The sequence below is a fragment of the Methylobacterium sp. 092160098-2 genome (genome assembly GCF_028920805.1).
Lineage (GTDB): Bacteria > Pseudomonadota > Alphaproteobacteria > Rhizobiales > Beijerinckiaceae > Methylobacterium > Methylobacterium fujisawaense.
Map to the genome: position 1 here is coordinate 622,222 of NZ_JAQPZJ010000003.1, position 23,086 is coordinate 645,307.

30 protein-coding genes and 1 tRNA gene are annotated in these 23,086 nt (G+C 69.4%); 20 read left to right on the plus strand and 11 right to left on the minus strand.

What is annotated here, in order from left to right; translation table 11 throughout:
- Positions 1-187 precede the first annotated feature (187 nt).
- Both PQI07_RS35170 and PQI07_RS35175 read right to left on the minus strand, forming a co-directional pair.
- Positions 188-1,357 carry an acetyl-CoA acetyltransferase gene (locus PQI07_RS35170; RefSeq protein ID WP_274929125.1) on the minus strand — a complete coding sequence of 390 codons (1,170 nt, stop codon included), beginning with the start codon at positions 1,355-1,357 and terminating at the stop codon, positions 188-190.
- A 202-nt stretch (positions 1,358-1,559) separates the two neighbouring features.
- Positions 1,560-2,129: an NUDIX domain-containing protein gene (locus tag PQI07_RS35175; RefSeq protein WP_274929126.1), complete on the minus strand. Its 570-nt coding sequence runs from the start codon at positions 2,127-2,129 to the stop codon at positions 1,560-1,562.
- Positions 2,130-2,260: 131 nt separating this feature from the next.
- Here PQI07_RS35175 and PQI07_RS35180 point away from each other — a divergent pair, with 131 nt between their 5' ends.
- The 9 genes from PQI07_RS35180 to PQI07_RS35220 all read left to right on the plus strand — a co-directional run bounded on the left by PQI07_RS35180 (position 2,261) and on the right by PQI07_RS35220 (position 7,974).
- Positions 2,261-2,749, plus strand: coding sequence for a hypothetical protein (locus PQI07_RS35180; RefSeq protein WP_274929127.1), 489 nt, complete (start codon positions 2,261-2,263; stop codon positions 2,747-2,749).
- Positions 2,746-2,997: a monovalent cation/H+ antiporter complex subunit F gene (locus PQI07_RS35185; protein ID WP_043351953.1), complete on the plus strand. Its 252-nt coding sequence runs from the start codon at positions 2,746-2,748 to the stop codon at positions 2,995-2,997. Before PQI07_RS35180 ends, PQI07_RS35185 begins: the two co-directional genes overlap by 4 nt.
- The gene (locus PQI07_RS35190) at positions 2,994-3,278 is read left to right on the plus strand and encodes a monovalent cation/H(+) antiporter subunit G (RefSeq protein WP_182591937.1); all 285 of its coding nucleotides are present in this window, start codon (positions 2,994-2,996) and stop codon (positions 3,276-3,278) included. The genes PQI07_RS35185 and PQI07_RS35190 overlap by 4 nt, the downstream gene beginning before the upstream one ends.
- On the plus strand, positions 3,275-3,526 hold the full coding sequence (locus tag PQI07_RS35195) for a Na(+)/H(+) antiporter subunit B (RefSeq protein WP_043383840.1): 252 nt from the start codon (positions 3,275-3,277) through the stop codon (positions 3,524-3,526). Before PQI07_RS35190 ends, PQI07_RS35195 begins: the two co-directional genes overlap by 4 nt.
- Positions 3,523-4,299, plus strand: a complete 777-nt coding sequence (locus PQI07_RS35200) for an MnhB domain-containing protein (protein ID WP_043755800.1) — start codon at positions 3,523-3,525, stop codon at positions 4,297-4,299. Before PQI07_RS35195 ends, PQI07_RS35200 begins: the two co-directional genes overlap by 4 nt.
- Positions 4,296-4,703, plus strand: a complete 408-nt coding sequence (locus PQI07_RS35205) for a sodium:proton antiporter (protein ID WP_053609957.1) — start codon at positions 4,296-4,298, stop codon at positions 4,701-4,703. Before PQI07_RS35200 ends, PQI07_RS35205 begins: the two co-directional genes overlap by 4 nt.
- A complete protein-coding gene (locus tag PQI07_RS35210) occupies positions 4,700-6,454 on the plus strand; it encodes a complex I subunit 5 family protein (protein ID WP_274929128.1) in 1,755 nt (584 codons plus the stop codon). The genes PQI07_RS35205 and PQI07_RS35210 overlap by 4 nt, the downstream gene beginning before the upstream one ends.
- Before the next feature lie 60 nt (positions 6,455-6,514).
- The gene (locus tag PQI07_RS35215; protein WP_274929129.1) at positions 6,515-7,276 is read left to right on the plus strand and encodes a hypothetical protein; all 762 of its coding nucleotides are present in this window, start codon (positions 6,515-6,517) and stop codon (positions 7,274-7,276) included.
- Positions 7,277-7,695: 419 nt separating this feature from the next.
- Entirely contained in the window at positions 7,696-7,974 is a 279-nt protein-coding gene (locus PQI07_RS35220) for a DUF6894 family protein (RefSeq protein WP_043383849.1), read from the plus strand.
- On the opposite strand, the gene PQI07_RS35225 is transcribed toward PQI07_RS35220, so the two are convergent.
- Entirely contained in the window at positions 7,925-8,131 is a 207-nt protein-coding gene (locus tag PQI07_RS35225) for a hypothetical protein (RefSeq protein ID WP_274929130.1), read from the minus strand. The two genes, PQI07_RS35220 and PQI07_RS35225, sit on opposite strands and share 50 nt — an antisense overlap.
- 154 nt (positions 8,132-8,285) lie before the next feature.
- On the minus strand, positions 8,286-8,417 hold the full coding sequence (locus tag PQI07_RS35230; protein ID WP_274929131.1) for a hypothetical protein: 132 nt from the start codon (positions 8,415-8,417) through the stop codon (positions 8,286-8,288).
- A 232-nt stretch (positions 8,418-8,649) separates the two neighbouring features.
- Between PQI07_RS35230 and PQI07_RS35235 the strand changes: the two genes are divergently transcribed.
- Positions 8,650-9,021: a hypothetical protein gene (locus tag PQI07_RS35235; protein WP_043351972.1), complete on the plus strand. Its 372-nt coding sequence runs from the start codon at positions 8,650-8,652 to the stop codon at positions 9,019-9,021.
- A 140-nt stretch (positions 9,022-9,161) separates the two neighbouring features.
- Positions 9,162-9,359: a hypothetical protein gene (locus PQI07_RS35240; protein WP_043351974.1), complete on the plus strand. Its 198-nt coding sequence runs from the start codon at positions 9,162-9,164 to the stop codon at positions 9,357-9,359.
- A gap of 8 nt (positions 9,360-9,367) precedes the next feature.
- Here PQI07_RS35240 and PQI07_RS35245 read toward each other — a convergent pair whose 3' ends face one another.
- The gene (locus tag PQI07_RS35245) at positions 9,368-9,784 is read right to left on the minus strand and encodes a hypothetical protein (RefSeq protein ID WP_075379662.1); all 417 of its coding nucleotides are present in this window, start codon (positions 9,782-9,784) and stop codon (positions 9,368-9,370) included.
- Positions 9,785-10,130: 346 nt separating this feature from the next.
- Here PQI07_RS35245 and PQI07_RS35250 point away from each other — a divergent pair, with 346 nt between their 5' ends.
- The gene (locus PQI07_RS35250; protein ID WP_274929132.1) at positions 10,131-10,601 is read left to right on the plus strand and encodes a hypothetical protein; all 471 of its coding nucleotides are present in this window, start codon (positions 10,131-10,133) and stop codon (positions 10,599-10,601) included.
- Positions 10,602-10,714: 113 nt separating this feature from the next.
- Here the strand turns inward: PQI07_RS35250 and PQI07_RS35255 are convergent, their stop codons facing one another.
- From PQI07_RS35255 to PQI07_RS35270, 4 genes are all read right to left on the minus strand, one after another.
- Complete coding sequence (locus tag PQI07_RS35255) at positions 10,715-12,193, minus strand: methyl-accepting chemotaxis protein (RefSeq protein WP_043351977.1); 1,479 nt, start codon at positions 12,191-12,193, stop codon at positions 10,715-10,717.
- Between the two features lie 809 nt (positions 12,194-13,002).
- Positions 13,003-13,078, minus strand: a tRNA-Thr gene (locus PQI07_RS35260).
- A 110-nt stretch (positions 13,079-13,188) separates the two neighbouring features.
- Entirely contained in the window at positions 13,189-14,334 is a 1,146-nt protein-coding gene (gene aroB, locus PQI07_RS35265; protein ID WP_043755786.1) for a 3-dehydroquinate synthase, read from the minus strand.
- A 19-nt stretch (positions 14,335-14,353) separates the two neighbouring features.
- On the minus strand, positions 14,354-14,965 hold the full coding sequence (locus PQI07_RS35270; protein WP_051044824.1) for a shikimate kinase: 612 nt from the start codon (positions 14,963-14,965) through the stop codon (positions 14,354-14,356).
- Between the two features lie 255 nt (positions 14,966-15,220).
- Here PQI07_RS35270 and PQI07_RS35275 point away from each other — a divergent pair, with 255 nt between their 5' ends.
- The 3 genes from PQI07_RS35275 to PQI07_RS35285 all read left to right on the plus strand — a co-directional run bounded on the left by PQI07_RS35275 (position 15,221) and on the right by PQI07_RS35285 (position 16,961).
- Complete coding sequence (locus tag PQI07_RS35275; protein ID WP_053609962.1) at positions 15,221-15,373, plus strand: hypothetical protein; 153 nt, start codon at positions 15,221-15,223, stop codon at positions 15,371-15,373.
- Entirely contained in the window at positions 15,370-16,314 is a 945-nt protein-coding gene (locus PQI07_RS35280; RefSeq protein ID WP_274929133.1) for a site-specific tyrosine recombinase XerD, read from the plus strand. The genes PQI07_RS35275 and PQI07_RS35280 overlap by 4 nt, the downstream gene beginning before the upstream one ends.
- A 128-nt stretch (positions 16,315-16,442) precedes the next feature.
- Complete coding sequence (locus tag PQI07_RS35285; protein ID WP_043383865.1) at positions 16,443-16,961, plus strand: MarR family winged helix-turn-helix transcriptional regulator; 519 nt, start codon at positions 16,443-16,445, stop codon at positions 16,959-16,961.
- 66 nt (positions 16,962-17,027) lie between these two features.
- On the opposite strand, the gene PQI07_RS35290 is transcribed toward PQI07_RS35285, so the two are convergent.
- Both PQI07_RS35290 and PQI07_RS35295 read right to left on the minus strand, forming a co-directional pair.
- A complete protein-coding gene (locus tag PQI07_RS35290) occupies positions 17,028-17,393 on the minus strand; it encodes a c-type cytochrome (protein ID WP_024831013.1) in 366 nt (121 codons plus the stop codon).
- A 246-nt stretch (positions 17,394-17,639) separates the two neighbouring features.
- Complete coding sequence (locus tag PQI07_RS35295) at positions 17,640-18,656, minus strand: NAD-dependent epimerase (protein ID WP_111474210.1); 1,017 nt, start codon at positions 18,654-18,656, stop codon at positions 17,640-17,642.
- A 539-nt stretch (positions 18,657-19,195) separates the two neighbouring features.
- Here PQI07_RS35295 and PQI07_RS35300 point away from each other — a divergent pair.
- The 5 genes from PQI07_RS35300 to PQI07_RS35320 all read left to right on the plus strand — a co-directional run bounded on the left by PQI07_RS35300 (position 19,196) and on the right by PQI07_RS35320 (position 23,053).
- On the plus strand, positions 19,196-19,459 hold the full coding sequence (locus PQI07_RS35300) for a hypothetical protein (RefSeq protein WP_043351989.1): 264 nt from the start codon (positions 19,196-19,198) through the stop codon (positions 19,457-19,459).
- A 109-nt stretch (positions 19,460-19,568) separates the two neighbouring features.
- Entirely contained in the window at positions 19,569-19,826 is a 258-nt protein-coding gene (locus PQI07_RS35305; RefSeq protein WP_043351991.1) for a DUF6894 family protein, read from the plus strand.
- A 67-nt stretch (positions 19,827-19,893) separates the two neighbouring features.
- Positions 19,894-20,100, plus strand: a complete 207-nt coding sequence (locus PQI07_RS35310) for a ribosome modulation factor (RefSeq protein WP_274929134.1) — start codon at positions 19,894-19,896, stop codon at positions 20,098-20,100.
- On the plus strand, positions 20,100-21,416 hold the full coding sequence (locus PQI07_RS35315) for an MFS transporter (protein WP_043383873.1): 1,317 nt from the start codon (positions 20,100-20,102) through the stop codon (positions 21,414-21,416). Before PQI07_RS35310 ends, PQI07_RS35315 begins: the two co-directional genes overlap by 1 nt.
- A 164-nt stretch (positions 21,417-21,580) precedes the next feature.
- Complete coding sequence (locus PQI07_RS35320; RefSeq protein ID WP_043351996.1) at positions 21,581-23,053, plus strand: MDR family MFS transporter; 1,473 nt, start codon at positions 21,581-21,583, stop codon at positions 23,051-23,053.
- Positions 23,054-23,086: the final 33 nt, after the last annotated feature.

Genomic DNA, 23,086 nt, shown 5'->3' on the forward strand with positions numbered 1-23,086 from the left:
CGCGACCGCAGCGAACCACGGCAATGTGCGCTGGCCGTCATCGCCCTGCTGGATTGCCGCGCCCCGGTCGCGCGAAGACCGCGACCGCGAGACCTCGCGAAGGACCTGACCTCTCGCGTTCGATCCTCGTCCGGTCCAGAGAGGCAGCCCGCCCCTCTGGATCGTCGCCGGGCCGCCGAGCCTCCGCTCAGCGCCGCCGTTCCAGGATCGACACGTAGTTGGCGACCGCCGCGCCGCCCATGTTGAAGATCCCGGCGAGTTCCGCACCGGGCACCTGCATCTCGCCGGCCTCGCCCATGAGCTGGAGGCAGGCCATCACGTGCATCGACACGCCGGTGGCGCCGACCGGATGGCCCTTGGCCTTCAGGCCGCCGGACGGGTTGATCGGCAGCCGCCCGCCCTTCTCGGCCAAGCCCTCGCGCACCACGCGGTAGCCCTCGCCGGGGGCTGCGAGGCCCATCGCCTCGTACTCGATCAGCTCGGCGATGGTGAAGCAATCGTGGGTCTCCACGAAGGAGAGGTCCTCGTTGGCGATCCCGGCCTGCGCGCGGGCCTTCTCCCAGGCCATCCGCGCGCCCTTGAACTCCGCCGGGTCGCGGCGGGACAGCGGCAGGATGTCGTTGACGTGGGCCCGGGCGCGGAAGCCGATCGCCCGCTCCAGACCCTCCGCCGTCTCGGCATCCGCCACCACCAGGGCCGCCGCGCCGTCCGAGATCAGCGAGCAGTCGGTGCGCCGCAGGGGAGCGGCCACGTAAGGGTTCTTCTCCGAGACCCGGTTGCAGAAGTCGAAGCCGAGATCCTTGCGCAGCTGCGCGTAGGGATTGCCGACGCCGTTGCGGTGGTTCTTGGCGGCGATCCGGGCCAGCTCCTCGCTGCGGTCGCCGTAGCGCTGGAAATAGCCCGCCGCGATCCGCCCGAACACGCCGGCGAAGCCGCCCTCGATGTCGGCCTCCTCCTTCCGGTAGGAGGCGCCCAGGAGGATGTCGCCGGTCTCGGCGACGGTCTTGGCCGTCATCTTCTCGGCGCCGATCACAAGGGCCACGCGGCCGCGGCCGCTGTCGACGAAGTCGAGGGCCGCGTAGAGGGCCGCCGACCCGGTGGCGCAGGCGTTCTCCAGATGGGTCGCCGGGGCGTGGGCGAGGCCGGGCCGATTCACCGCCACCAGCGCGCCCTCGAAGCCCTGCTTCGAGAAGCCGGTGTTCATCGAGCCCACATAGATGCCGTCGACCTGGGATTCCTCGACGCCGGCATGGGCCAGCGCCTCGCCCGAGATCCGGGCGATCAGCCCTTCGACATCCGGCTCCTCCAGCTTGCCGAAGGGTGTGTGGGCCCAGCCCACGATGCAGGCGCGCGTCATCCGGTGACCTCCCGAGTCTTGCGCGGACGATGGGCCCGCCGTGGCCGGCGTTCAAGACGTGCCGACGGCTCTTCGGAGCTTACTGTCCGCATGAGTGTCCTTCACGCAGGTCGCTTTCAGCGCAGGTGGAACGCGATCCACGCGACCCCGGCCAGCACCAGCGCGGTCAGCAGACCCTGGGCGAATGCGCGCTGGCGGTTCCTCACCGGTGGAACAGCTCCGGATGGCGTGCCCGGAGCGCCAGGATCAGGGTGAGCGTTTTCAGGTCGGTGATCTCGGCGCGGTCGGCCCGGGCGGCGAGCTCGGCCAGCGGGATCTCGACGACCCGGATGTTCTCGTGCTCGCCCTCGGCCCCGCCGCCCGCCTCGGCCCGATCCGCCAAGCCGTAGATCGCGAGGTACAGGTGGATCTTCTCGGTGGTGAGGCTCGCGCAGGAATAGGTGGCGCCGACGAATTCCAGGGCGTGCAGGCGCAGGCCCACCTCCTCGATCGCCTCCCGGCGGGCATTCTCCTCAGGGCTGCCGTCATCGATCAGGCCGGCCGGGGCTTCCAGCTGGACCTGCTCGCCGGCCGCGAATAGCGGCGGGACCCGCAACTCGCGCACGAGCGTCGCGACCCGCCGCTCCGGGTCGTAGGGCAGGATCCCCACCGAGTTGCCGTGATCTTCGATTTCCCGCTCGACCACGGCGCCGTCGGCGAGGCGCACCTGCGCGATGCCGAACCGGCTCCAGCCCTCGTGGAGGAAGCGGATGTTCAGGATCTCGGCCTTCATGCGCACTCCCATCTCTGATCGCCCTACACGGAAGCGTGTCTTCAAGTTCCGGGAACGCGGGCGCCCGCCGTGACGTTCGGTCGGGCATGCGCATGGCCACGCTTCCGCGGGGCGCGCTCCGGTCAGGATCGATGCGGGCAGGACCGATCAGCGGACTCAGAAGGCGCTCGGGGCGTGATGGCCTCGCGATCTGGGTCGCCCTAGCACTGACCTACATGGTCTTTGCCGGCTCGGTGAGCGTGAACGAGGGACTCGCCGCCCTCGTCTGCGCCAGCCTCGGGACGCTGTGGTGGTGGGGCGTCGGCCGGCGCGGCGGCGTGCGGTTCCGCTTCGACCGGGGGACGCTGCGGCCGATCTGGCGGGCCCTGCGCGGCTTGCCCCGCGAGACCGTTCAGGTGGGCGGCCAGCTTGTGAGGGCCCTGCATGGCGGCGCCGGCGGCGGGACGACCCGCGAGCGGAGCGCCTCCGACTTCGCCTGGGCGACGCCCGACGGTGCGACGGCGCCGGCCGCGCGGGCCGTCGGACTGCTCGCCGCCTCGCTCGCCCCCGACAGCTACGTCCTCACCCTCGACCGCGATCACGGAACGGTGGTGACGCACGGCCTGGAGGAGGCGCGATGACGGTCTGGACGGCCGCCATCCTGGCGCTGCTGCCGCCGCTCGCCGTCGCGGCGGCTTTGGCGTGGCGGGGCCGGCCCGGCCAGCGCTTCGCCGCCTACCAGCTCGCCGGCAGCGTCACGGTCCTGATCCTGACGCTCATGGCCTTCGCCACGGACCAGGCTTCGATCACCGACCTCGCCCTCACCCTGGTTCTGCTCAACCTGCCCGGCACGATGCTGCTCGCCGTCTTCCTGGAGCGCTGGATATGAGCGTCGTCATCGGTGTCCTGCTGGCCCTCGCGGTGGCGGTGACGTGGCTCGCCGCGCTCGCCCTGTGGCGCCTGCCGCGGGCCCTCGACCGGCTGCACGCGCTGGCCTTCCTCAACGTCGCGGCCTCAGTCCTCGTCACCATGGCGGCGTTCCTCGCCGACGGCGTCTCCGGGCGCTCGCTCAAGATCCTGGTGATGATGGTGGTGTTCCTCGCCTGGGCGGCGGTGCTGTCGCACGTCTCCGGCCGGGCCGTGCTGATGCGCGAGGGCCGCTCGGCATGACGGCGATCCTGCCGCTGCTGTTCCTGTTCGCCGCGATCTCGGGCACTGCCGTGGTCCTCGTGCGCGATCCCGCCCGGCAGGTCTTCGCCATCGCGGTCAACGGGCTCGTCCTGGCGATCCTGTTCGACGCCCTTCAGGCGCCCGACGTCGCCCTGTCCGAGCTGGCGGTCGGCACTGCGGCCGTCCCGCTCCTCTTCCTCGTGGCGCTCATGGCGGTGAAGACCCAGCCGCCCGAGGAGGATTCGTGAGCCCGAACGCCCGGATCGTCCTTCTGGCCCTCGCGGGCCTCGCCCTGCTCCCCGGCGCGGCGGCGGTGATCGCCGGCTTGCCGCCCTTCGGATCGACGATCGCGCAGTATGGCGAACGCATCAACGCGGTCGCCCCCGAGGCGCGGCACGTCGCCAACATGGTCAGCGCCATCAACTTCGACCTGCGCGGCCTCGACACCCTCGGCGAGGAGTTCATGCTGCTCGCGGCGATCACCGGCACGGTGGTGCTGCTGCGCGGGCGGCGCGGCGAGGGCAACACCGAGCGCGCCATGCGCCGGCCCGGCCGCGCCGTGATCCCGCGCTCGGAGGCCGTCGTGCTCGCCTGCCGGATCGCCGGCCCGCTTACCGCGCTGTTCGGCCTCTACGTCGTGCTGCACGCGACCGTGACGCCGGGCGGCGGCTTCCAGGGCGGCGTCATCCTCGCCTCCGGGACCCTGCTGATCTATCTCGGCGAGGGCTATGCCGGCTGGCGCGACGCCATCCGCAGCCACTGGCTCGACGCCCTGGAGGGCGGGGGCGCGCTTCTCTTCGCCCTGTGCGGGCTGGCGCCGATGCTCACCGGCGCCGCCTTCATGCAGAACATCCTGCCGCTCGGCACCTTCCGCGACCTGTTCTCGGGCGGCCTGATGCTCGTCGAGAACCTCGGCGTCGCCCTGGCGGTGACGGGCGGCTTCACGCAGCTCTTCCTGGAATTCATGGAGGAGACCCGCGAGGCGCGCGAGCCCGAGGAACCGGGGGAGGAATCCGCGTGAGTGTTCTCCCCTACGCGGTTGCCGCGTGGCTGTTCGGGATCGGTCTCTACGGCATCGCCACAAGCCGCAACTTCATCCACCTCGTGGGCTGCCTCGGCGTTTGCCAATCGGCGACCTACGTGCTCCTGCTCGGCCTCGGCTATCGCTGGGGCAGCATCGCGCCGATCTTCTACGACCACCCGCCGGGAACGCCCGCCGTCGACCCGGTGATGCAGGCGCTGGTGCTCACCGACATCGTGGTCGGCGCAACGCTCACCGCGCTTCTCCTCGTCCTGACGATCCAGGCCTACAAGCGCGGCGGCAGCCTGGACCCGGAGAAGCTCCGGCCGATGCGCGCGGTCGGCCAGTCCGGGCGCGATCGGGGATCGAACCGGGTGGGCGATGGGGAGCGGAAAGCCTCGTGACCGCTTTTCCCGCCGCCCTCCTCCCGCTACCGGTCGCCATCCCGCTCGTGATCTGCGCGGCGATGCTGGCGACCGCCCATTTCCTGCCAGGCCGCCTCCCCGACATCCTGGCGACGCTGGCGGCCTTGAGCGTCGCGGTGCTCTGCGGCGTCATCGCCGTGCATGCCGCCGACGGGCCCCTGGTCTACTGGTTCGGCGGCTGGGAGCCGCGCGACGGCGTCCATCTCGGCATCGGCTTCTCGGTGGACGAGGCCAGCGGCTGGGTCGCGGCCTTCATCGGCCTCCTCTACGCCCTGACCTTCGTGTTCGCCTGGGGCTTCTTCGATCGCACCCACGGCCACTTCCACATCCTGATGCTGCTGTTTCTGGCCGCCATGGTCGGGTTCTGCTTCACCCGCGATATGTTCAACCTGTTCGTGTGGTTCGAGGTGATGAGCGTCGCGGCCTTCGCGCTGACGGCCTACCATCTGGCGGAATCGTCCCTGGCAGGTGCCATCAACTTCACCGTGGTCAACAGCCTCGCGGGCTTCCTGATGCTCGGGGGCATCGGGCTGATCTACGCCCAGACCGGCACGCTCGATTTCGAGGGCATCGCGGCCGCCGTGGCGCGAAGCGGCCGCGATCCGGTGGTGGCCGGAGCCTTCTGCCTCGTGGCGTCCGCCCTGATGATCAAGGGCGCGATCGTGCCGTTCCAGTTCTGGCTCGCCGACGCCCACGCGGTGGCGCCGAGCCCAGTCTCGGTGATCTTCTCGGGGGCGATGGTCTCGCTCGGGCTGTTCGGCCTCGCGAAGGTGAGCGCCGTCGTGTTCGGCGGCTCCGATCAGGTTCGGCACGCCCTGCCGGCGCTCCTCATCGGCCTGGGCAGCTTCACGGCCCTCCTGGGCGGCTGGATGGCCCTGCTGCAGCGCCACCTGAAGCGGATGCTCGCCTTCTCGACGATCTCGCATGCCGGGATCATGCTCACCGGCCTCGGGGCCCTCTCGGTGGACGGGACTGGCGGTATGCTGGTCTACGTGGTGGGCCACGGGCTGGTGAAGGGGGCCCTGTTCATGATCGCCGGCATCCTGCTCGCGACCCAGGCCAGCATCGACGAGATCGCCCTGCGGGGGCTCGGACGGGGGATCTGGCCCGCCGGGATCGCCATGGGTCTGGCCGGGCTGCTGCTCTGCGGCCTCCCGCTCGGCGTGCTCGATCAGGGCACGCGCCTGGTCCAGGGCGCGCTGGCACAGCAGGGGCACGGGATCGCGCTGGCGGCCGGCGCCATCGGCGCGGCCCTGACGGGGGCGGCGGTGCTCCGGGCGGCAGGACGCATCTTCCTGGGCCTGGGGCCCGATCCCGGCGACGAGGCCGGGGCACCGAGCGAGGACGAGCGCGAGAAGGCCAATCGGCCGCTCTGGCTGATGCTGGCGCCCTGCTGCGTTCTGCTCGCCCTCGACGTCGGTGTGCCGGCGGGCCTGATCGAGCACGCCCTTCCGCGGGCGGCGTCGGCCTTCCTGCACCGGCCGGCGGTGGAGACCCTGGCGGAGGGACCAGGCTGGTTGCCATGGGCATCCGTGGTCGCCGCGCTGGCGGGTGCCGGCTACGGGCTGTTCCGGAGACGCCTGCCGGCGCTGGTGGTCCGACCGGTGAGCGCGACGCAATCGGCGCCGACCCGTGCGCTGGAGGTGCTGCACAGCGGCCTGATCGGCGACTATGTGGCGTGGCTCGGGGTCGGCGTGGCGGTGGTCGCGGGCGTGCTGGCCTTGGCGTGACCATGCGCAACCGGACGCGGACGAACCTGATCGGCCGCGCCCATCAGGGGTAGGTCGTCCGTGTCGAACCAAGCGAGCGGTTCCCGTTTCCGATACGCGCTGCTGCTCGGCCTCAGCCTCGTTCTCGTCGCCGGCGGCATCGGAATGATCGTCACGGGGGCGGACGGTGGCGTCGCGACGACAGCGTTCTTCGGGGTCTGTGCGGCGGTCTCCGTCTGGCACATGCGGCCCGGGTTGCTGGAATCGGAGATCCGCTCGGCGGACACCGTGCTCGCGCATTATCCCGGTCCGTTGGTTCTACGGGCCTCGGTGAAGAAGATCCTGTTTCTCGCCACCCTGTCGGCCGTCTTCGGCGGGGTCATGCTCTGGATGCTGATGCACGAGGCGCCGTCAGTGACGATGCAGGTGCTGCTCTGGCCGGGCGTCGTGCTGTTCCTGGGCGGCCTGCCGGTCCTGATCCTCGTGGCGATCCGGGGTTCGTCGCTGCATCTCGACGGGACGGGCTTAACGATCGTGCAGGCCGGCCGGTCGCGGCGCATGTCCTGGCACGACGTCAGCGGCTTCGCAGCGGTGACCGTGAAGGGCACGATGCAGCGGATGGTCGTGTTCGACGATGCGCGCGTAGGAGAGGGCCGCCTCGTCGCCCTGAACCGCCAGCTCACCGGGCGTGGAGCCGGGCTGCCGGACAGCTACGGATTGGACCCCGACGCCCTCGCCGCTCTGCTCACGGCTTGGCGCCGTCGGGCGGTTCAGGACGAACCGATCGGACCGTCAGGTGTCTCCGCCGGAGACCGTCCGAGGGCATCGGAGCCAGCGCCGTGATCGACGCGCTGTGCGCCTCACCGGATCCATCATCGGCGGTGTCCTGACGGGCGGCGCGGACCCGGCGCCGGTATCGCCGCGCCGATCCCGAGCATCGCCGATATCGAGCAGGCCCTCACGGCAGCGCTCTAGCCGCGGAACGCGATCAACATCGCGCCGAGGCGCAGGGCAACGACCGCTTCGCGCCGCGGATCCGGCTTTTCATCCCCCAGGGCGCGGATCCCGGAAGGGCCGCCCGGTCCGCGTTGATTCGTCAGCGATGATGCAGTGTGGTCATACGAGATAGGCGGTATTCGGCGATCCAGATCAATGCCGACCACGCATGACCGTGTAAAGGTGCGCCTATCGCTGGCAGATTGATTCGGGCGTCAGTGGCCGAGAGTAGCGCGTGCTCCCGCCCCTTTACTGTGGAGCGCCCCATGCCGCGGTACTTTTTCGATATCAGCAACCGAAGCTTCCATCGCGACGAGGAAGGCAGCGACTGCGCTAATTTTGAGGCGGCCCGCGCTCTTGCGATGCGAAGCCTGCCCGAGATCGCGCGGTTCGCGATCCCGGGCGACGGGGACAACCAAGCCTTCGTTGTCCTGGTCCGCGATGAGGCTGGAACCGTCGTCTACACGGCGACGCTCACCTTCGCGGGGGTCCGGCTCAACGACGCTGCGAGTTCGCTCGGCCCTTGGCCTTCCCCGGCGCCTTGATCTGTCCCACGGCGGCATCGAAGTCGGTCTGATCCTCGCAGACGCCAGCGTCACGCGCGGCTTCGATGCACCGGCGGACCTGTATCTCGGGTGTCAGCCTCTTGGCCTCGAGCCGTTCGGCGTATCGGCTCGGCTCATCGTTGGTGAGATCGGACACTCCCCCGTCCCGTGAGCAGATCGGGGCGGGGCCGCGCGGATCCTGACGGGATCGCCTTGGGGATCGGGCCATCGATCGTGAAGATGACCGGGATGAGCTTCGCGCTCGACGTCTGATCTGTTCGCGAGCGGGAGCTGATGCCGCAAAGCTGTCATCAGCACATTGTCCGGCTCGGAAAATTCCACACGAAGCGCGCACCATCATCATGCATGCTGACGATCGTGCCTTCCGTGCCCGCGGCGATGAGGTCGCCGTCATCGCTGATTGCGTCGACGCGCAGTACCACGTCATCGAGGTCCCGGAAGCTCCGCGGGCTCGGTCTGCCAAGCACGATAGGCGTCCTCGAGCGACATCGACCAAATCTGGCGCACGAGCGAGCCAAGCACAAACCACGCGATAAGCTCCTGTCAGAAGCTCAAGGTTAGCGCAGCGGCGCGATCACGACGTTCTTCTCCCTCCGTCTGCCATTCTCCGCCCGATGACGGTCTATTAAGTCTGCGCCCCTTAACCCGGCCGTCATGTCCGACCTCCCGCCCGCCGTCGCGTCCTGGCGCGACCAGATCGAGCGCCTGTCCGAGCACGCCTCGCCGTGCCGGTATCTCCTGCCGGCGAAGTGGGCGGCGATGCGGGCGAGCGCGCTGGCCTTCCTCGACCAGTTCGGCGCCGAGGCGCATCGGCTCGGCTGGACCGCGCCGCAACTGTTCGGGGTCCATCCGGAGCACGGATTCCTGCGCGTGGAATATGCCGGCGCCCTGATGGTCAACGACAGCCGGGTCACCGGCGTCGAGCCCGACCGGGTCGTGTTCGACCGCTTCTCCGGCTACCGGACCAAGCCGGGTCAGACCTGGGGACCGCCGGTCTGGGAGTTCGCGGCCAAGGGGCGCGGCTGATCCCGCCTGTGATCTGCGAGGATGTCGGGGGCAACCGCGTGGTTAGCCGACGCAGGTTGTTGCGCCGGCCAAGCCATTAACGCGTCAGGCCTTTTCGCGGCGCATGGTGCGGGCATGTCCCATTGCGCCACGAGCCTGCCATGCACTTCGAGATCCGCGCCACCGGCCGCCACCTCTGGACCTGGGTGTTGCTCGACGCGACGCAGATGACGGTCCTGGAATCGGACCGCACCTTTCCGTCCGAGACCCAGGCCTCGGCGGCCGCGCTGGCCTTCGCGAAGCTCGTGAACCGGGCTGGCCAGACGCTGACCGCGGGATCGTCAGGCGGCCTGATCTAGACGTGGACTCACTTCCGGCGCGGGCGGAGCGGCCCGTAGAACCCGCTCCATTCCAGGCCCAGGGCCTGCGCTCGCGCGGCCAACACGCCGGGCACCGACATCAGGCTCATGACCGGCGACGCCAGGATGGCCGGGTCGTGCAGGAGGAGCCCGACCTGTCGTCCCCGCCACCAGAACAGCCCGAACAGCAGGGCGAGCGTCAGAAGCAGGCCCCAGGTCACGAGGCCTTGCCCGAAGATGGAGAGGCCATAGGGTGGTGCGAGGGCCGTACTGAGCCACGACAGGCCGATGCCGACGATCGGCAACAGGATGAGGAAGCCCAGCAGTTCCAGGGGCAGCCGCCGGACCACACGGAGGGCGGCGTTCAGGTCCTCGACCGACACGGCGTCGAGGGAGAGCCGTTCATCGCTCGCAGCCTGCCTCATGGAGCCTCCTGCCTTGGATGCTGCCTTCGACCGTGGGGCGGCATCGTTCTCGGACGCACTGGCCTGTGAGAGTCCCCGAGCCCCCAGTTGCCGGACCGCCGGTCGGCGGCATGCTCGGCCACGTGCTGCTTCTTCGTGGCGGTCCGCAGGCCGAGACAGGCGATGGCCTGGGCGCGGGCCGATATCATCCGAGCGCGGTTCTCTCATAAGTCGATGCGGAGACAGACGAAATCGGCCGCCATTCACATTCGTCCACCGGTTGCGAAGATCGGAGGCGCGGGCGCCTTGAAGCTTCCCCCCGCCTCGGGCTTGTTCTGCGTTCGTTCGCAAGCGGAGGAGCACCAGAATGGGGCGCCTGGGCAACGTCCAGCCTGGTCGGGTCTACGTCGACTGCGCGCCCTGCAAGCGCTCGGGACGCTACACCGTGGCCAGCCTGATCGCTCGCTACGGCGCCGACGTCCCGACGGTGGATCTGCTCCGCCACCTGACGGCGTCGTGCCGCTACCAGCGCCGGCCCGGGGCGGCGCCCGCGCGGAAATACGAGCGCCTCTGCCTCGCCGCGATCACGCTGCCGCCGCCGGCGAAGCAGATCCCGCCGGTGCCGCCTGGGGTGCCCTACACGATCGAGGTCTGGCGCGACGCCGGCGGCAACGTCGCGCTGCACCTCGCCACCATCTACCCGCTGTCGATGGCGCTCGCCGCGTTCGAGGCTGCCTGCCGCGAATGGCCGACCCATGAGGTCACGCTGCGGGACCGGGCCCGGATCGTGCGGAAGCGTGAGGTGCCGCCACGGGTCGACGGCGCCTCACCGTCTTGAGCCTCCCGGTCCCGCGGTCGAACCGACTCGCGCGCTCCGCGACGGACGGCCTTACGGCGGCCCGCGCTGGAGCGGACGACCGCAGAGGCAGAAGCGGCAGCGACGGGCGGCGTCTAAGACACCATGGCCCGTGACGCCTCGCGCACCAGCCGCGTTGAGGAGTCGACCTCCTGGGTCGAGGCGGCGATCACGCTCACATTGCGGCTGATCTCCCCTACGGCCTGGGTCATGGCCTGCATGTTGATGGACATCTCCTGGGCGACCGCAGCCTGCTGCTCGACGGCCGTCGAGATGGCCGAGGAGATCTCGTTGACCTCTCCGATCGTCTGCCCGATGCCCGCGATGGCGGTGGCGGCCTGATTCGCAGCGTCCTGCGTCTGCGCGATCTGGCTGCTGATGCTCTCGGTCGCCTTCGCGGTCTGTGCCGCCAGGGATTTCACCTCGGTGGCCACCACGGCGAAACCCTTGCCGGCCTCGCCGGCCCGGGCGGCCTCGATCGTCGCGTTCAGCGCCAGCAGGTTCGTCTGCCCGGCGATCGTGTTGATCATCTCGACCACCTCGCCGATGCGCTGGGCGGCGGAGGCGAGGCCGGCGACCACTGTCGAGGTGGCGACCGCCTGCTCGACAGCCCGCCCCGTGACCTGCAGCGCGCGGTTCACCTGGGCGCTGATCTCGCCGACCGAGGCGGCAAGCTCCTCGGACCCGGCGGCGACACTCTGGGTGTTGCCTGAGGCCTGCGCGGCCGCGCTTGCCGCGCTCACCGCCTGCTGCGACGCATGAGAGATCGAGCTGCTGATCACGTCGAGGTCGCGGTCGACGCCCCGGTGGATTTCGGCCCGCCGCAGCCGCTCGGCCACGGCCTCGGTGATGTCGGTGGCGAACTTCACCACTTTCACGAGGCGGCCCGCGGCGTCGCGGACCGGATTGTAGGTGGCCTGGATCCAGGCCTCGCGGCCGCCTTTGCCGATGCGCTTGTACTCCGCCTGCTGATACTCGCCGCTCCGGAGCCGGTCCCAGAAGGCCCGGTAGGCCGCGGTATCGCGGTCTGCCGCATCGACGAACATCGCGTGGTGCTTGCCCTTCACCTCGTCGAGGCTGTAGCCGACCACCGCGAGGAAGTTCTCATTGGCGGTGATGATCGTCCCGTCGAGGTTGAATTCGATGATCCCTTGCGAGCGGTCGAGGGCGTTCAGCTTGCTCTCGAAATCGGCGTTGCGCAATTTCTGCGCTGTGATGTCCGTGGCACATTTGAAGACGCCGTAGGGTTTGCCGTTGCGCCCGATGAGCGGGGTATAGCTCCCCTGAATCCAGACTTCGCGGCCGCCCTTGCCGATGCGCTTGTACTCAGATGTCTGATGTACACCGCTGCGCAGAGCGTCCCAGAACGCCTTGTAGGCTGCGCTCTCGCGCTCGACCGGGTCGACGAAGATGGAGTGATGCCGCCCCTTGATGTCGTCCAGTCGGTAGCCGAGGATCGACAGGAAGTTGGCGTTGGCGGTGACGACCTTTCCGTCGAGATCGAATTCGATCAGTGCGTGGGAGCTGTCGAGCGCATTCAATTTCGCGTGATGGCTGGGGCGGAGAGACAGCATCTTAACCTGCTTTTAATACCGGCGTTTCTATGCCAATTCTTTCATAAACTAATAAAATATCAGTAAACTTTCTTTAAGTGTAGATTTTTCGAGAAGGATTGAACTCTGCATTTTCTACTTTAAGTTGATTCGTCTCATATTCTCGTAGTGCTGCCGGCCGGCCATCTGCTGCTGGTCATGTATTTCCCGATCGCTTGCGGCTCAGAGAGATGAATTTCGATAACTATCCCCGCGAATTCGACGAGATCACCGCGGTCTGCAGTAGTAGATCCAGTCATTGAGATGCGCTGGCTCAGGACATGACGATGCCAGCTGGTCGCGAGATTGCGACTACGCGGCCGCCGGTCGCGCTGTGGTGCGAGGCGTCCATTCAACTGCCGCCCGCGCAGCCTTGATATTCTCCCGCGTGTCACCGAGGCGGGTCGAAAGCGGCCTTGCCTGATGCGCTCGCGGGGCTCGCATCATCAAGAGGCGGGAGCGGCCCTCGCGAAGCGCCACGGGATCGCGGTCCGCTGCTTCTGGCTGATGGCCGGGCTGTTGGCCACCAGGCGCGCCGGCCTCTCGGCGATCAGCGCCTCGGTCGCCCAGGTGTGCGTACGGAGGGGCTCGACGAGATCGGCGCCCAGCCTTCGCGAGCGGATACGATTCGGTAGCGAGCTCGGCCGGCACCGCATCGACGGCGGCGTCGATGTCCTGGCCGCTTACAACGGCGGCCTAGCGCAGCTCGGAGATGGTCGAGTTGTTCGCCATGCTGCTTGCCATATGCATGCCGGGCCGGTCATTCGGTCAGCAAGCGCAGGGCTAAGTGGTGGTGCCGCAAGAGGGATTCGAACCCCCGACCCCCTCATTACGAATGAGGTGCTCTACCAGCTGAGCTATTGCGGCCCTGGTTCCGAGGAACCGTGACCGACGCACGCAGTGTGCGGCGCCGGACGTGGCAGGCTCATAGCGGCACGGCCTGCGTTAGGCAAGGCCACCGCCGACTATCGAGCACTTCAGAGGTCTCGATGCGACGCCAGTTCGTCTTCCAGGAAGGCCGCCACCGCCGCCCGGTCAATGCCCGGGGCGATGAAGCTCTGGCCGATCCCGCGGGCCAGGATAAAGGTCAGCGCGCCGTCGCGGACTTTCTTGTCCTGCGTCATCGCGTCGAGAATCGACTCGACGGTGCCGCATCCGCCCGGGACCGCCTGCAGACGGGTCGGCAGCCCGGCGAGGGCGAGATGGTTGGCGACGCGGCCGGCATCCTGCCCGCCGCAGAGCCCGAGCCGGGCCGAGAAGCGGAAGGCGAGCGCCATCCCGATCGCCACGCCCTCGCCATGCACCAGCCGGGCGGAATCGTAGCCCGTCAGGCGCTCCAGGGCGTGGCCGAAGGTGTGGCCGAGATTGAGCAGCGCCCGCTCCCCGTCCTCCCGCTCGTCCCGGGTGACCACCGCGGCCTTGGCCCGGCAGCAGGAGGCGACCGCCTGCTCGCGCTCCGGGCCGCCGGAGAAGATCCCGCGCCAGTTCGCCTCGCACCAGTCGAAGAAGCCCGGATCGGCGATCAGCCCGTACTTGGCGACCTCGGCATAGCCGGCGCGCATCTCGCGCTCGGAGAGGGTGTCGAGGGCGGCCGTATCGGCCAGGACGAGACGCGGCTGGTGGAAGGCGCCGATCAGGTTCTTGCCCAGCGGCGCATTGATGCCGGTCTTGCCGCCCACCGAGGAATCGACCTGGGCAAGGAGGCTCGTCGGCACCTGCACGAAGCGCACGCCCCGCCGCAGGGTGGCGGCCGCGAAGCCGGCGAGGTCACCGACCACGCCGCCGCCCAGGGCCACGACAAGGTCGCCGCGCTCGACCTTGAGGGCGAGCAGACCGTCGCAGACTTCCGCAAAGCCCGCATAGGACTTCGACGCCTCGCCCGGTGCCACCGTCACCACGCCCGCCTGAAGGCCGGCGCGCTCCAGGCTGGTGCGAAGCCGCGCGGCATAGAGGGCGCCGACGGTGGCGTCCGTCACGATGGCGGCGCGGCGTCCCCCGAGCGCGGCCACGGCGGCGCCGGCCGTGTCGATCAGCCCGCGGCCGATCAGGATGTCGTAGGCGCGGCCGGCGTCGAGGGGCACGTGGACGGTCAGGAGGTCCTGACGGGGCGTCGGCTCGGTCATGGGGCGGTTCGCTCGGGTCTCACTGGGCGGCAACGGGGACGGAGCCTTCGCCGCTGAGATGGGCGTCCAGCGCTTCCAGCACGTCCTGGACGACCCGGTCGTGCGACACCTCCCGGGAGATGACCATCACGTCGGCGGCGGCGTAGACCGGGTGGCGCACGGCCATCAGGTCCCGCATCGTCGCCTCCGGGTCCTCGGTCTGCAGCAGCGGACGGTTGCCGCGCTTGCGCACGCGCCGCATCAGCACGTCCAGATCGGCCTTCAGCCACACCGAGACCGCGGATTCGGCGATGCGGGCGCGCGTCGCCTCGCGAAGGTAGGCGCCGCCGCCGGTCGCCAGGACCAGCGGGCCGGCCCGGAGAAGCCGCGAGATCACCCGCTCCTCGCCGTCGCGGAAGCTCGGCTCGCCATAGATGGCGAAGATGTCGGGGATCGTCAGGCCGGCCGCCGCTTCGATCTCGATGTCGGCATCCTTGAAGATCAGCCCGAGGCGACTCGCCAGGCGCCGGCCGACGGTGCTCTTGCCCGCCCCCATGAGGCCGACGAGCACGATCGAGCGCAGGCCGAGCGCGCGGCGCAGACGCGCCTCGATCGGTTCACCCGCCGCCTCCTCGCTTATGGCCTCCTGCATCGACTCCTGCATCGCATCCGTGTGGCGTCCCCGCCTCCTCACCGGCCCCCGAGCGCCTGTCGCCGGGCTGCCTCCATCCTGCGGCAGGCTCTTAGCGCGATTCAAGCGGGCTGCGAAACGCATCGCTGTGTCGTTGTGGGCCTTGTCAGCGCCGCGTTCGCGTGGTCGAACCCGAGCACCCGCGGCGGCTCGGAGACAGCCCTCGCCCGTCCCCCTTCCCGCCGCCAGCGCCCGTCTGCCCGAGGTTCGACCGACGTGCCGACCCTATTCCGTTTCTTCGCCAGCCTCGCGATCCTGGCGGGTCTGGTTTTCGCTGCGATGTTCGCCTTGGCGAATTTCGTCCAGCCGACGCCGCGGGAGATGACTGTTTCCATCCCCGCCTCGAAGCTCCAGCCCGGCAACCGTTGAGCGGGTCGGACGTCTCCGGCGATGCCGGCCGGGCGCTCTGCCCCGAGGCCGCCGACTATCTCGACATGCTGGCCGCCGAGCGCGGTGCCGGCCTCAACACCCTGACCGCCTACCGGCGCGATCTGGAGGATTATCTCGGTTACCTCGCCCGGTCGGGGACCGCGCTCGACGCCGTGGATTCCGGCACGCTCCGGGCCTTCCTGATCGATCTCGAGACCCGCGGCCTCAAGGCCTCCTCGGCAGCGCGGCGCCTGTCCTGCGTGCGCGGTTTCCACAAGTTCCTGTACGCCGAGGGGGGCGCCGAGAGCGATCCCAGCGTCGCGGTCTCCGGACCGCGCCGGGGACGGTCGCTGCCCAAGGTGCTCTCCATCGCGGAGGTCGACCGGTTGCTCGCCACCGCGCAGGCGGCCGCCGCCGCCGAGCAGCCGCCGGGGCCGGCCCGCCGGGCACGCCGGATGGTGTGCCTGCTCGAGTTGCTCTACGCCACGGGCCTGCGCGTCTCGGAGCTGGTCGCGCTGCCGCGCGCGGCGGGCGTGAGCCGCGAGCGCTACCTCTTCATCAAGGGCAAGGGCGGCCGCGAGCGCTTGGTCCCCCTGACCGAGGCGGCCTGCGCCGCCATGTCGGCCCATCTTCCGGCGGTGCCGGAGGACTCCGCGTGGCTGTTCCCCGCCGACAGCGACAGCGGCTATCTCACCCGGCAGGCCTTCGCCCGCGACCTGAAGACGCTCGCTGCGGCGGCCAGCCTGCATCCGGACCGCGTCAGCCCCCACGTGCTCCGTCACGCCTTCGCCAGCCATCTCCTGCAGAACGGGGCCGACCTGCGCATCGTCCAAGAGCTGCTCGGTCATGCCGACATCTCGACAACGCAGATCTACACGCACGTGCTCGATGAACGCCTGAAGGCGATGGTCCGCGATCTGCATCCGTTGATGGATGGCTGAGGATCACCGCACAGAACGCGTGGCAATCCTGGTCGATCGCCCCAATTGTATAGGTTATGCGAAATGCCTAAGAGGGGCCTTTCGCCATACCGGTACGCGAGCCAGCCTTTACCAGAGAGAGTTATCCTATGTCAGGCCCTTCGGCCTCGCAGATCGGCGCTGAGCTGGATCAGGCGGGGCACACGCGTGCCGATCAGCCTTCGCAGCAGGAGCGGCAGCGCCTCGACAATCAGCTGTGCTTCGCGGTCTACGCCGCCGCGCACGCCTTCGGTCGCGCCTACAGAAACCTTCTCGGGCGCTACGAGCTGACCTATCCGCAATACATCGTCCTGCTGGTGCTCTGGGAGCAGGACGGCCTTTCGGTGAAGGAGATCGGCAATCGTCTGTTCCTGGATTCAGGGACGCTGACGCCGCTCCTGAAGCGCCTCGAGGCCTCAGGCCGGGTTCGCCGTGCCCGCGACCGGGTCGACGAGCGTCAGGTCAGCATCTTCCTCACCCCGGCCGGCCTAGCCCTGCGCGACGAACTGGCCTGCATCCCCGACGAGGCGGGCGGCCTGACCGGCTTCGACATCCAGGGTCGCAAGGATCTCCTTCACGATCTCGTTACCCTCAGGTTGAGCCTTCAGGCAGGTCTCGCGTCCGACTAGGGACCGCACCCGGCCCGGGAGCGACCGCGCGGTCGCTCCCGGTTCTGGCTTGCGCGAATTCGCGTCTCAGGACTGCGTCTTGAGGTAGGCGATGACGTCGTTGATCTTCTTGTCGTCGGGATAGCCCTGGAAGATCATCTTGGTGCCCGGGACCTTCGCCTTCGGGTTCTTCAGCCACTCGTGCAGGTTGGCCTCGTCCCAGGTGATGCCCGAGTTCTTCAGGGCGGCGGAGTAGTTGTAACCCTCGTAGGTGCCCGCCTTGCGGCCGACGACACCCTTCAAATCAGGGCCCACGCCGTTCTTCTGGAAATTGTGGCACGCCTTGCAGGGAGCGAACGCCTTCTCGCCGGCGGCCGCATCCCCGGCCTCCTGGGCCTGTGCCGCGAGCGGCATGACAACGGCAAGGACGGCGCCGAAAACGAGTGAACGCATGGATTTCCTCCTGTTGGCCACCGTTGCGGCAGCGATGCGGGCAGAGCTTGCCTGCCTGGAATAGCTCTAAATGAATCTGCCCGGCGGGCGCAACGGCCTAGTCTGGCAAAGCCGTCGCCCGTGTTCAGATCGGCGGCCGACCCGGCGCGCCGCCTGCCTCAACACGGTGCGGCCGGTTTGGCTCCCCGGATGGCCGGAAGCCCCGTCCGGCCGCCGGCGGCCGGTCGCGCGCTCACCGCGCCTGTCTCAGACGCCGTGGTAGGTCCGATACCAATCGACGAAGTGCCCGATGCCCGTCTTCAACGGCGTGGCGGGGCGGAATCCGGTCTCGTGCACGAGATCGTCGATGTCGGCGTAGGTCGCCGGAACATCGCCCGGCTGCATAGGCAGCAGGATCTTCTCCGCCTTGCGGCCCAGGGCCGCCTCAAGGAGTGCAATCATCTCCAGAAGCGCCACCGGCTCGTTGTTGCCGATGTTGTAGATCCGGTAGGGGGCGGCGCTGGTCCCCGGATCCGGCTCGGCAGCGCTCCAGGCGGGGTTTGGCGTGGCCGGCCGTTCCGTCAAAGCCCGAATCCCCGCGACGATGTCGTCGATGTAGGTGAAGTCCCGGAGCATTTGCCCTTCGTTGAACACCCGGATCGGCTCGCCCGCCAGGATGGCGCGGGTGAACAGATACAGGGCCATGTCCGGCCGACCCCAGGGGCCGTAGACGGTGAAGAACCGCAGGCCGGTGGTCGGCAGCCCGTAGAGATGGCTGTAGCTGTGCGCCATCAGCTCGTTCGCCTTCTTGGTCGCGGCGTAGAGGCTGAGCGGATGGTCGACGTTCTGATGCACCGAGAAGGGCATGGTCGTGCCGCCGCCGTAGACGGAACTCGATGAGGCGTAGAGCAGATGCTCCACACCCCCGTGGCGGCAGGCCTCCAGAATGTTCAGGAAGCCGACGAGGTTGCTCGCCGCATAGGCATGGGGATCGGTGAGCGAATGACGCACGCCCGCCTGGGCTGCGAGGTGGATCACCGTCCGGAAGTCGTGACGGCGGAACAGCGCGTCGAGGCCGTCCCGGTCCGCGAGGTCGAGCCGCGTGAAGCTGTGGCCCTCGAAGCCCGCGAGACGGGAAAGCCGGGCCTCCTTGAGCCGCACGTCGTAATAGGCGTTGACGCTGTCGAGTCCGACGACCTGGCGGCCGGACTCGAGGAGACGCAAAGCGAGCTGGTTCCCGATGAAGCCGGCGACGCCGGTGATCAAGACAGGGGGCTGTGACATCCGCGGACCGACGGGCGGACAAGCCCGCCGAACGCGCGCTGTAGCATGGGGCCGGAAGCCGACAAATCGGATCGCAGCGGGCGCCGGGAGCGGCGATCCGGGATGCCCCTGCACGGCTTGTCGCCCCGGCTCTGAGCCCTGTAGGTTCGCGGGTGCCGTGCAGACAAACCCGCGACCGCTCCCGGACAGCCTGACGCGCCTGCTCGCCGTGCCGGAGCAGCGGCCGGTCGGAGCGCGTCCCGAGCCTTCGCGCAGGGGCGGCGTGTCACGAACACCGGATCGGCGCTCGGCGCACGCGGCGCTGGAGACAGCGATCCTCCGCGGGTTCGTGTTCGCCGTTTCGGGGGGCGTCTGGCTCGTCGTCCTGGCACTCTCCCTCCGGCACATCGCGCGGTAGGCGCTCCCCGCCGTGCCGCTGCGCCGGCTGCTGTGGATAGCGGGATTTCGTCGGGCCTTCTGCTTCTTCTAACCGTACGCGAACCGCCGAGTTCGCTATTGAGGCACCAAGACGGGGGCGGCTCTGCTGCAAGGATTGAGCGATGTCTCTGACGGGGCGTTTCTGGTTCCGAAAGACCTGGACGGGGCGACTGGTGTTGCTGGTCGAGGAAGAGCGTCCCCGCTGGTTCGGCCGCGGCTCCGGTAAGCCGCGCTGGCGCAACGCCAAGCTCCTCGACTTCGCCGAGCCGGAACTGCGTCCGCTCATGGCCATGGAGAAGCAGCACCGCGCGGCCGGCGTCACCGGCCAAGTGCGGGCCCTCCGCCCGGTCCCGTCCGCACCGGACAGACGCGCCGCGAACGGCTGAGGACGGGCGCGGCTGGGCGGCCTGCGCTGCGGTTTGGTCCAAGGACCGGCGATCCCCACCTATCGCGGATCGCTCCGCCCTGGCGGACGCCTCCGAGCCGGTAAAAGCCATGCCGCGGTACTTCTTCCATACGCATATCGGCGCGGATGTCGTCTCCGACCCGACCGGGACCGAGCTGCGCGATCCGGACGCGGCGTGGGAGATGGCCCAGGAGACGATCCGCGCCGCCCTGCGCAATCCGCAGAACCAGGCCCGGCTGATGACCGCATGCCTCGTGGTCATGGACGATGACGGCGAGGTCGTGCTGGAATTCCCGTTCAGCGAGGCCGTCGTGCTTCCGCCGTCGGAGGATCCGACGCGTCACTGAGAGCGACGACGCGCGCGATCCGCGCCCTACATCGCGGCGCAGCCTACCGATACGGAGCTGCGCCCGAATGGATTCGCCCCCGAACGATCTCGATGCCCGCGCGCTCGGCCGAGCCGCATCCGCCAAGGGCTCGGCCGCGAAAGCCCGCGCCTGCGCGGAGGGGACGGAAGCGCCCGTGCTCCGGCTGTCCGGTCATGACGAAGCCCTGGCGGATGGCGCAGAATCCGTGACCGGCGGTTTCGCCAGGCACCCGGTCGACGGGTCGGCCCGCTGATGGACGCCCGGACCGCACCGCATCCCGGCGCACATCATCCTACGCTCGACCGCAAGTCGGTCGGGGCCGTCGTCCTGGGCAATGCTCTCGAATTCTACGATTTCACGGTCTACGCCTTCTTCGCCAAGCCGATCGGCGAGGCCTTCTTCCCGGCAAACGATCCGACCCACAGCCTGCTGGCGTCGCTCGCCCTGTTCGGCATCGGCTACGTCATGCGGCCCATCGGCGGCGTGCTGATCGGCGCCTTCGCGGACCGTGCCGGCCGCAAGCCCGCGATGCTGATCACCATCGCGCTGATGGCGGTCGGCATGCTGATGCTGGCCGCCTGCCCCGCCTACGCGACGATCGGCGGCTGGGCACAGGTGATCGTCATCGCCGGACGGCTCGTGCAGGGGCTCGCCCTCGGCGGCGAGGTCGGCCCGTCCACCGCCTTCCTGCTGGAGGCGGCGCCGCCGGAGAAGCGCGGCTTCGTGACGAGTTGGCAGATCGCCAGCCAGGGCTGTGCGGCCCTGTTCGCCGGGATCTTCGCGACCGCCCTGGCGCTCGTCCTCGGCGACCAGGCCATGGCGCAATGGGGCTGGCGGCTGATGTTCGCCCTCGGCCTGTGCGTGGTGCCGGTCGGCCTCGTCATCCGCAGTCATCTGCCGGAGACGGCCGGCGCCGAGGAGGATCCGGACGCGGCCGCCTCGACCCTGGCCGTGGTCGGCCGGTTGCTGCGGGAGCATGGCCGGCTGCTGGGCCTGACCTTCCTGGTCATCGCCGCCTCCACCGTGTCGAACGCGGTCGGCACCAACATGCCGGTCTTCGCCGGCGCGACGCTCGGCTTGAGCGAGACGGCCGCCACGGCGGTGCCGATCGCGCTCGGGCTCGCCTCCGTGATCTTCCCGCTGCTCGGCGGCTGGCTCGCCGACCGGGTCGGCCGGCGGCCGGTGATGATCTGGCCGCGTGCGCTGATCCTGATCCTGGCGGTTCCGGCCTTCGCCTGGGTCGTGCAGGCGCCGAGCGCCGCCAGCGTCTACGCGGTCACCTTCCTGCTCTCGGCGCTGTCTTCCATCAACGCCGCCGCGGTGATCGTCGGCATTCCGGAGGCACTTCCGCGGGCCGTCCGCAGCGCCGGGCTGTCGATCGTCTACGCGGTCTCGGTCTCGGTGTTCGGCGGCAGCACCAACTACGTGGTGAACTGGTTGATCGCCACGACCGGCGACCGGCTCGCGCCGGCCTACTATCTCGCCGCGTTCAGCCTCGTCGGGACTGTTGCCGCCTTTTTGCTGCCGGAGACGCGCGGGCGGGACCTCGACGCCGACGCGGAGGCCTGAACAGACCGGCCGCATGCGCCCTGAGCATCGCGGCGCCATGCTCATGCATGCGCCGCGGGGCCAGGTGCCGGTGTATGTGCGCTCGCGCACGGCTCTCGCGGCCAGAGAACCGGTCTCCGGTTTCGAGGCTAGGTCGGCACGCTCGTGGGGCCTAGACCGGCGCCATGCCGAAGCCTTCCGAGACGCGCCGCCCGCTGGTCCTCGCCGCGGTGATGGCGGCGATGTTCATGATCGCCATCGAGGCGACGATCGTCTCGACGGCGATGCCGCAGATCGCCGGACAGCTCGGCGACCTCCACCTCTACGCCTGGGTGTTCGCCTCCTTCCTGCTGACCCAGACGGCCACCACGGTGGTGTTCGGCAAGCTGTCGGACCTCTACGGGCGCCGGCCGGTGCTGCTGTTCGGCATCGCGGTGTTCCTCGCAGGCTCCCTGCTGTGCGGGCTCGCGTGGTCGATGCCCTCGCTGATCCTGTTCCGCCTCGTGCAGGGCGTCGGCGCCGGGGCGATCCAGCCGGTGAGCCTGACCATCGTCGGCGACCTGTATTCGGCCCGCGAGCGCGGCCGGGTCCAAGGCTTCCTCGCCAGTGTCTGGGGGATCTCGTCGGTGGCCGGGCCGCTGGTCGGCGGCCTGATCATCGGCCATCTGAGCTGGCCGTGGATCTTCTGGATCAACCTGCCGATCGGCGTGATCGCGGCCGGCCTGTTCCTGCGCTTCCTCCACGAGGGCGTCGAGCGCCGCAGCCGCCAGATCGACGTGATCGGCGCGGCCCTGTTCACCGCGGCCATCGCGGCGCTGATGCTCGCGCTGACCGAGGCCGGTGAATCGGCCGAAGCCGCCCTGTGGCCGGCGCTGGCCTTCGTGGTGGCCGCGATCCTGTTCGTCGTCCAGGAGCGGCGCGCCCCGGATCCGATGCTCGACATCCGCCTGTGGATGCAGCGCCCCATCGCGACGGCCAACACCGCGACACTGCTATCCGGCATGACGGTGATCGGGCTCACGGCGTTCCTGCCGATGTACGTTCAGGGCGTGCTGCGGCAATCGCCCCTCATCGCCGGCCTGACGCTGACCCTGATGGTGCTCGGCTGGCCGATCGGCGCCACCACGGCGGCGCGCAGCTTCGTGCGGTTCGGCCTGCGCCCGATCCTGCTAGTCGGCGCGACCCTCCTGCCCCTCGGCGCGATCGCCTTCGTGGCGCTCGGGCCAGACACATCCCCCGTGGTGGCGGCCTGCGGCTCCGTGGTGATGGGGCTCGGCATGGGCTTCCTGTCCACCGCCGCCATCGTGATCATCCAGGACAGCGTCGCCTGGGCGCAGCGCGGGGCGGCGACGGCCTCGAACATCTTCTCGCGCAATCTCGGCTCGACCCTCGGCGCCACCGTGCTGGGCGCCGTGCTGAACTACCGGCTGGCGCACCCGTCGAGCGGCCCGGCGGTGAATTCCGACCAGCTCCGCCGCCTGCTCGACGATCCCGGCAGCCTGGGCGCCGGCGGCGAAGCCATCCGGCACGGGCTGCAGCACGCCCTGCACGGCACGTTCTGGACGGTTTTCGTCGTGGCGGTGCTGACGCTGCTCCTGTCGCTCCTCGTTCCGCGGGTGGCGATCTCGGACCGTCCGCGCGAACTCGCGGTGGAGTAGCGGCGCAGCGCTCCGGCCGAACGACCGCATCTC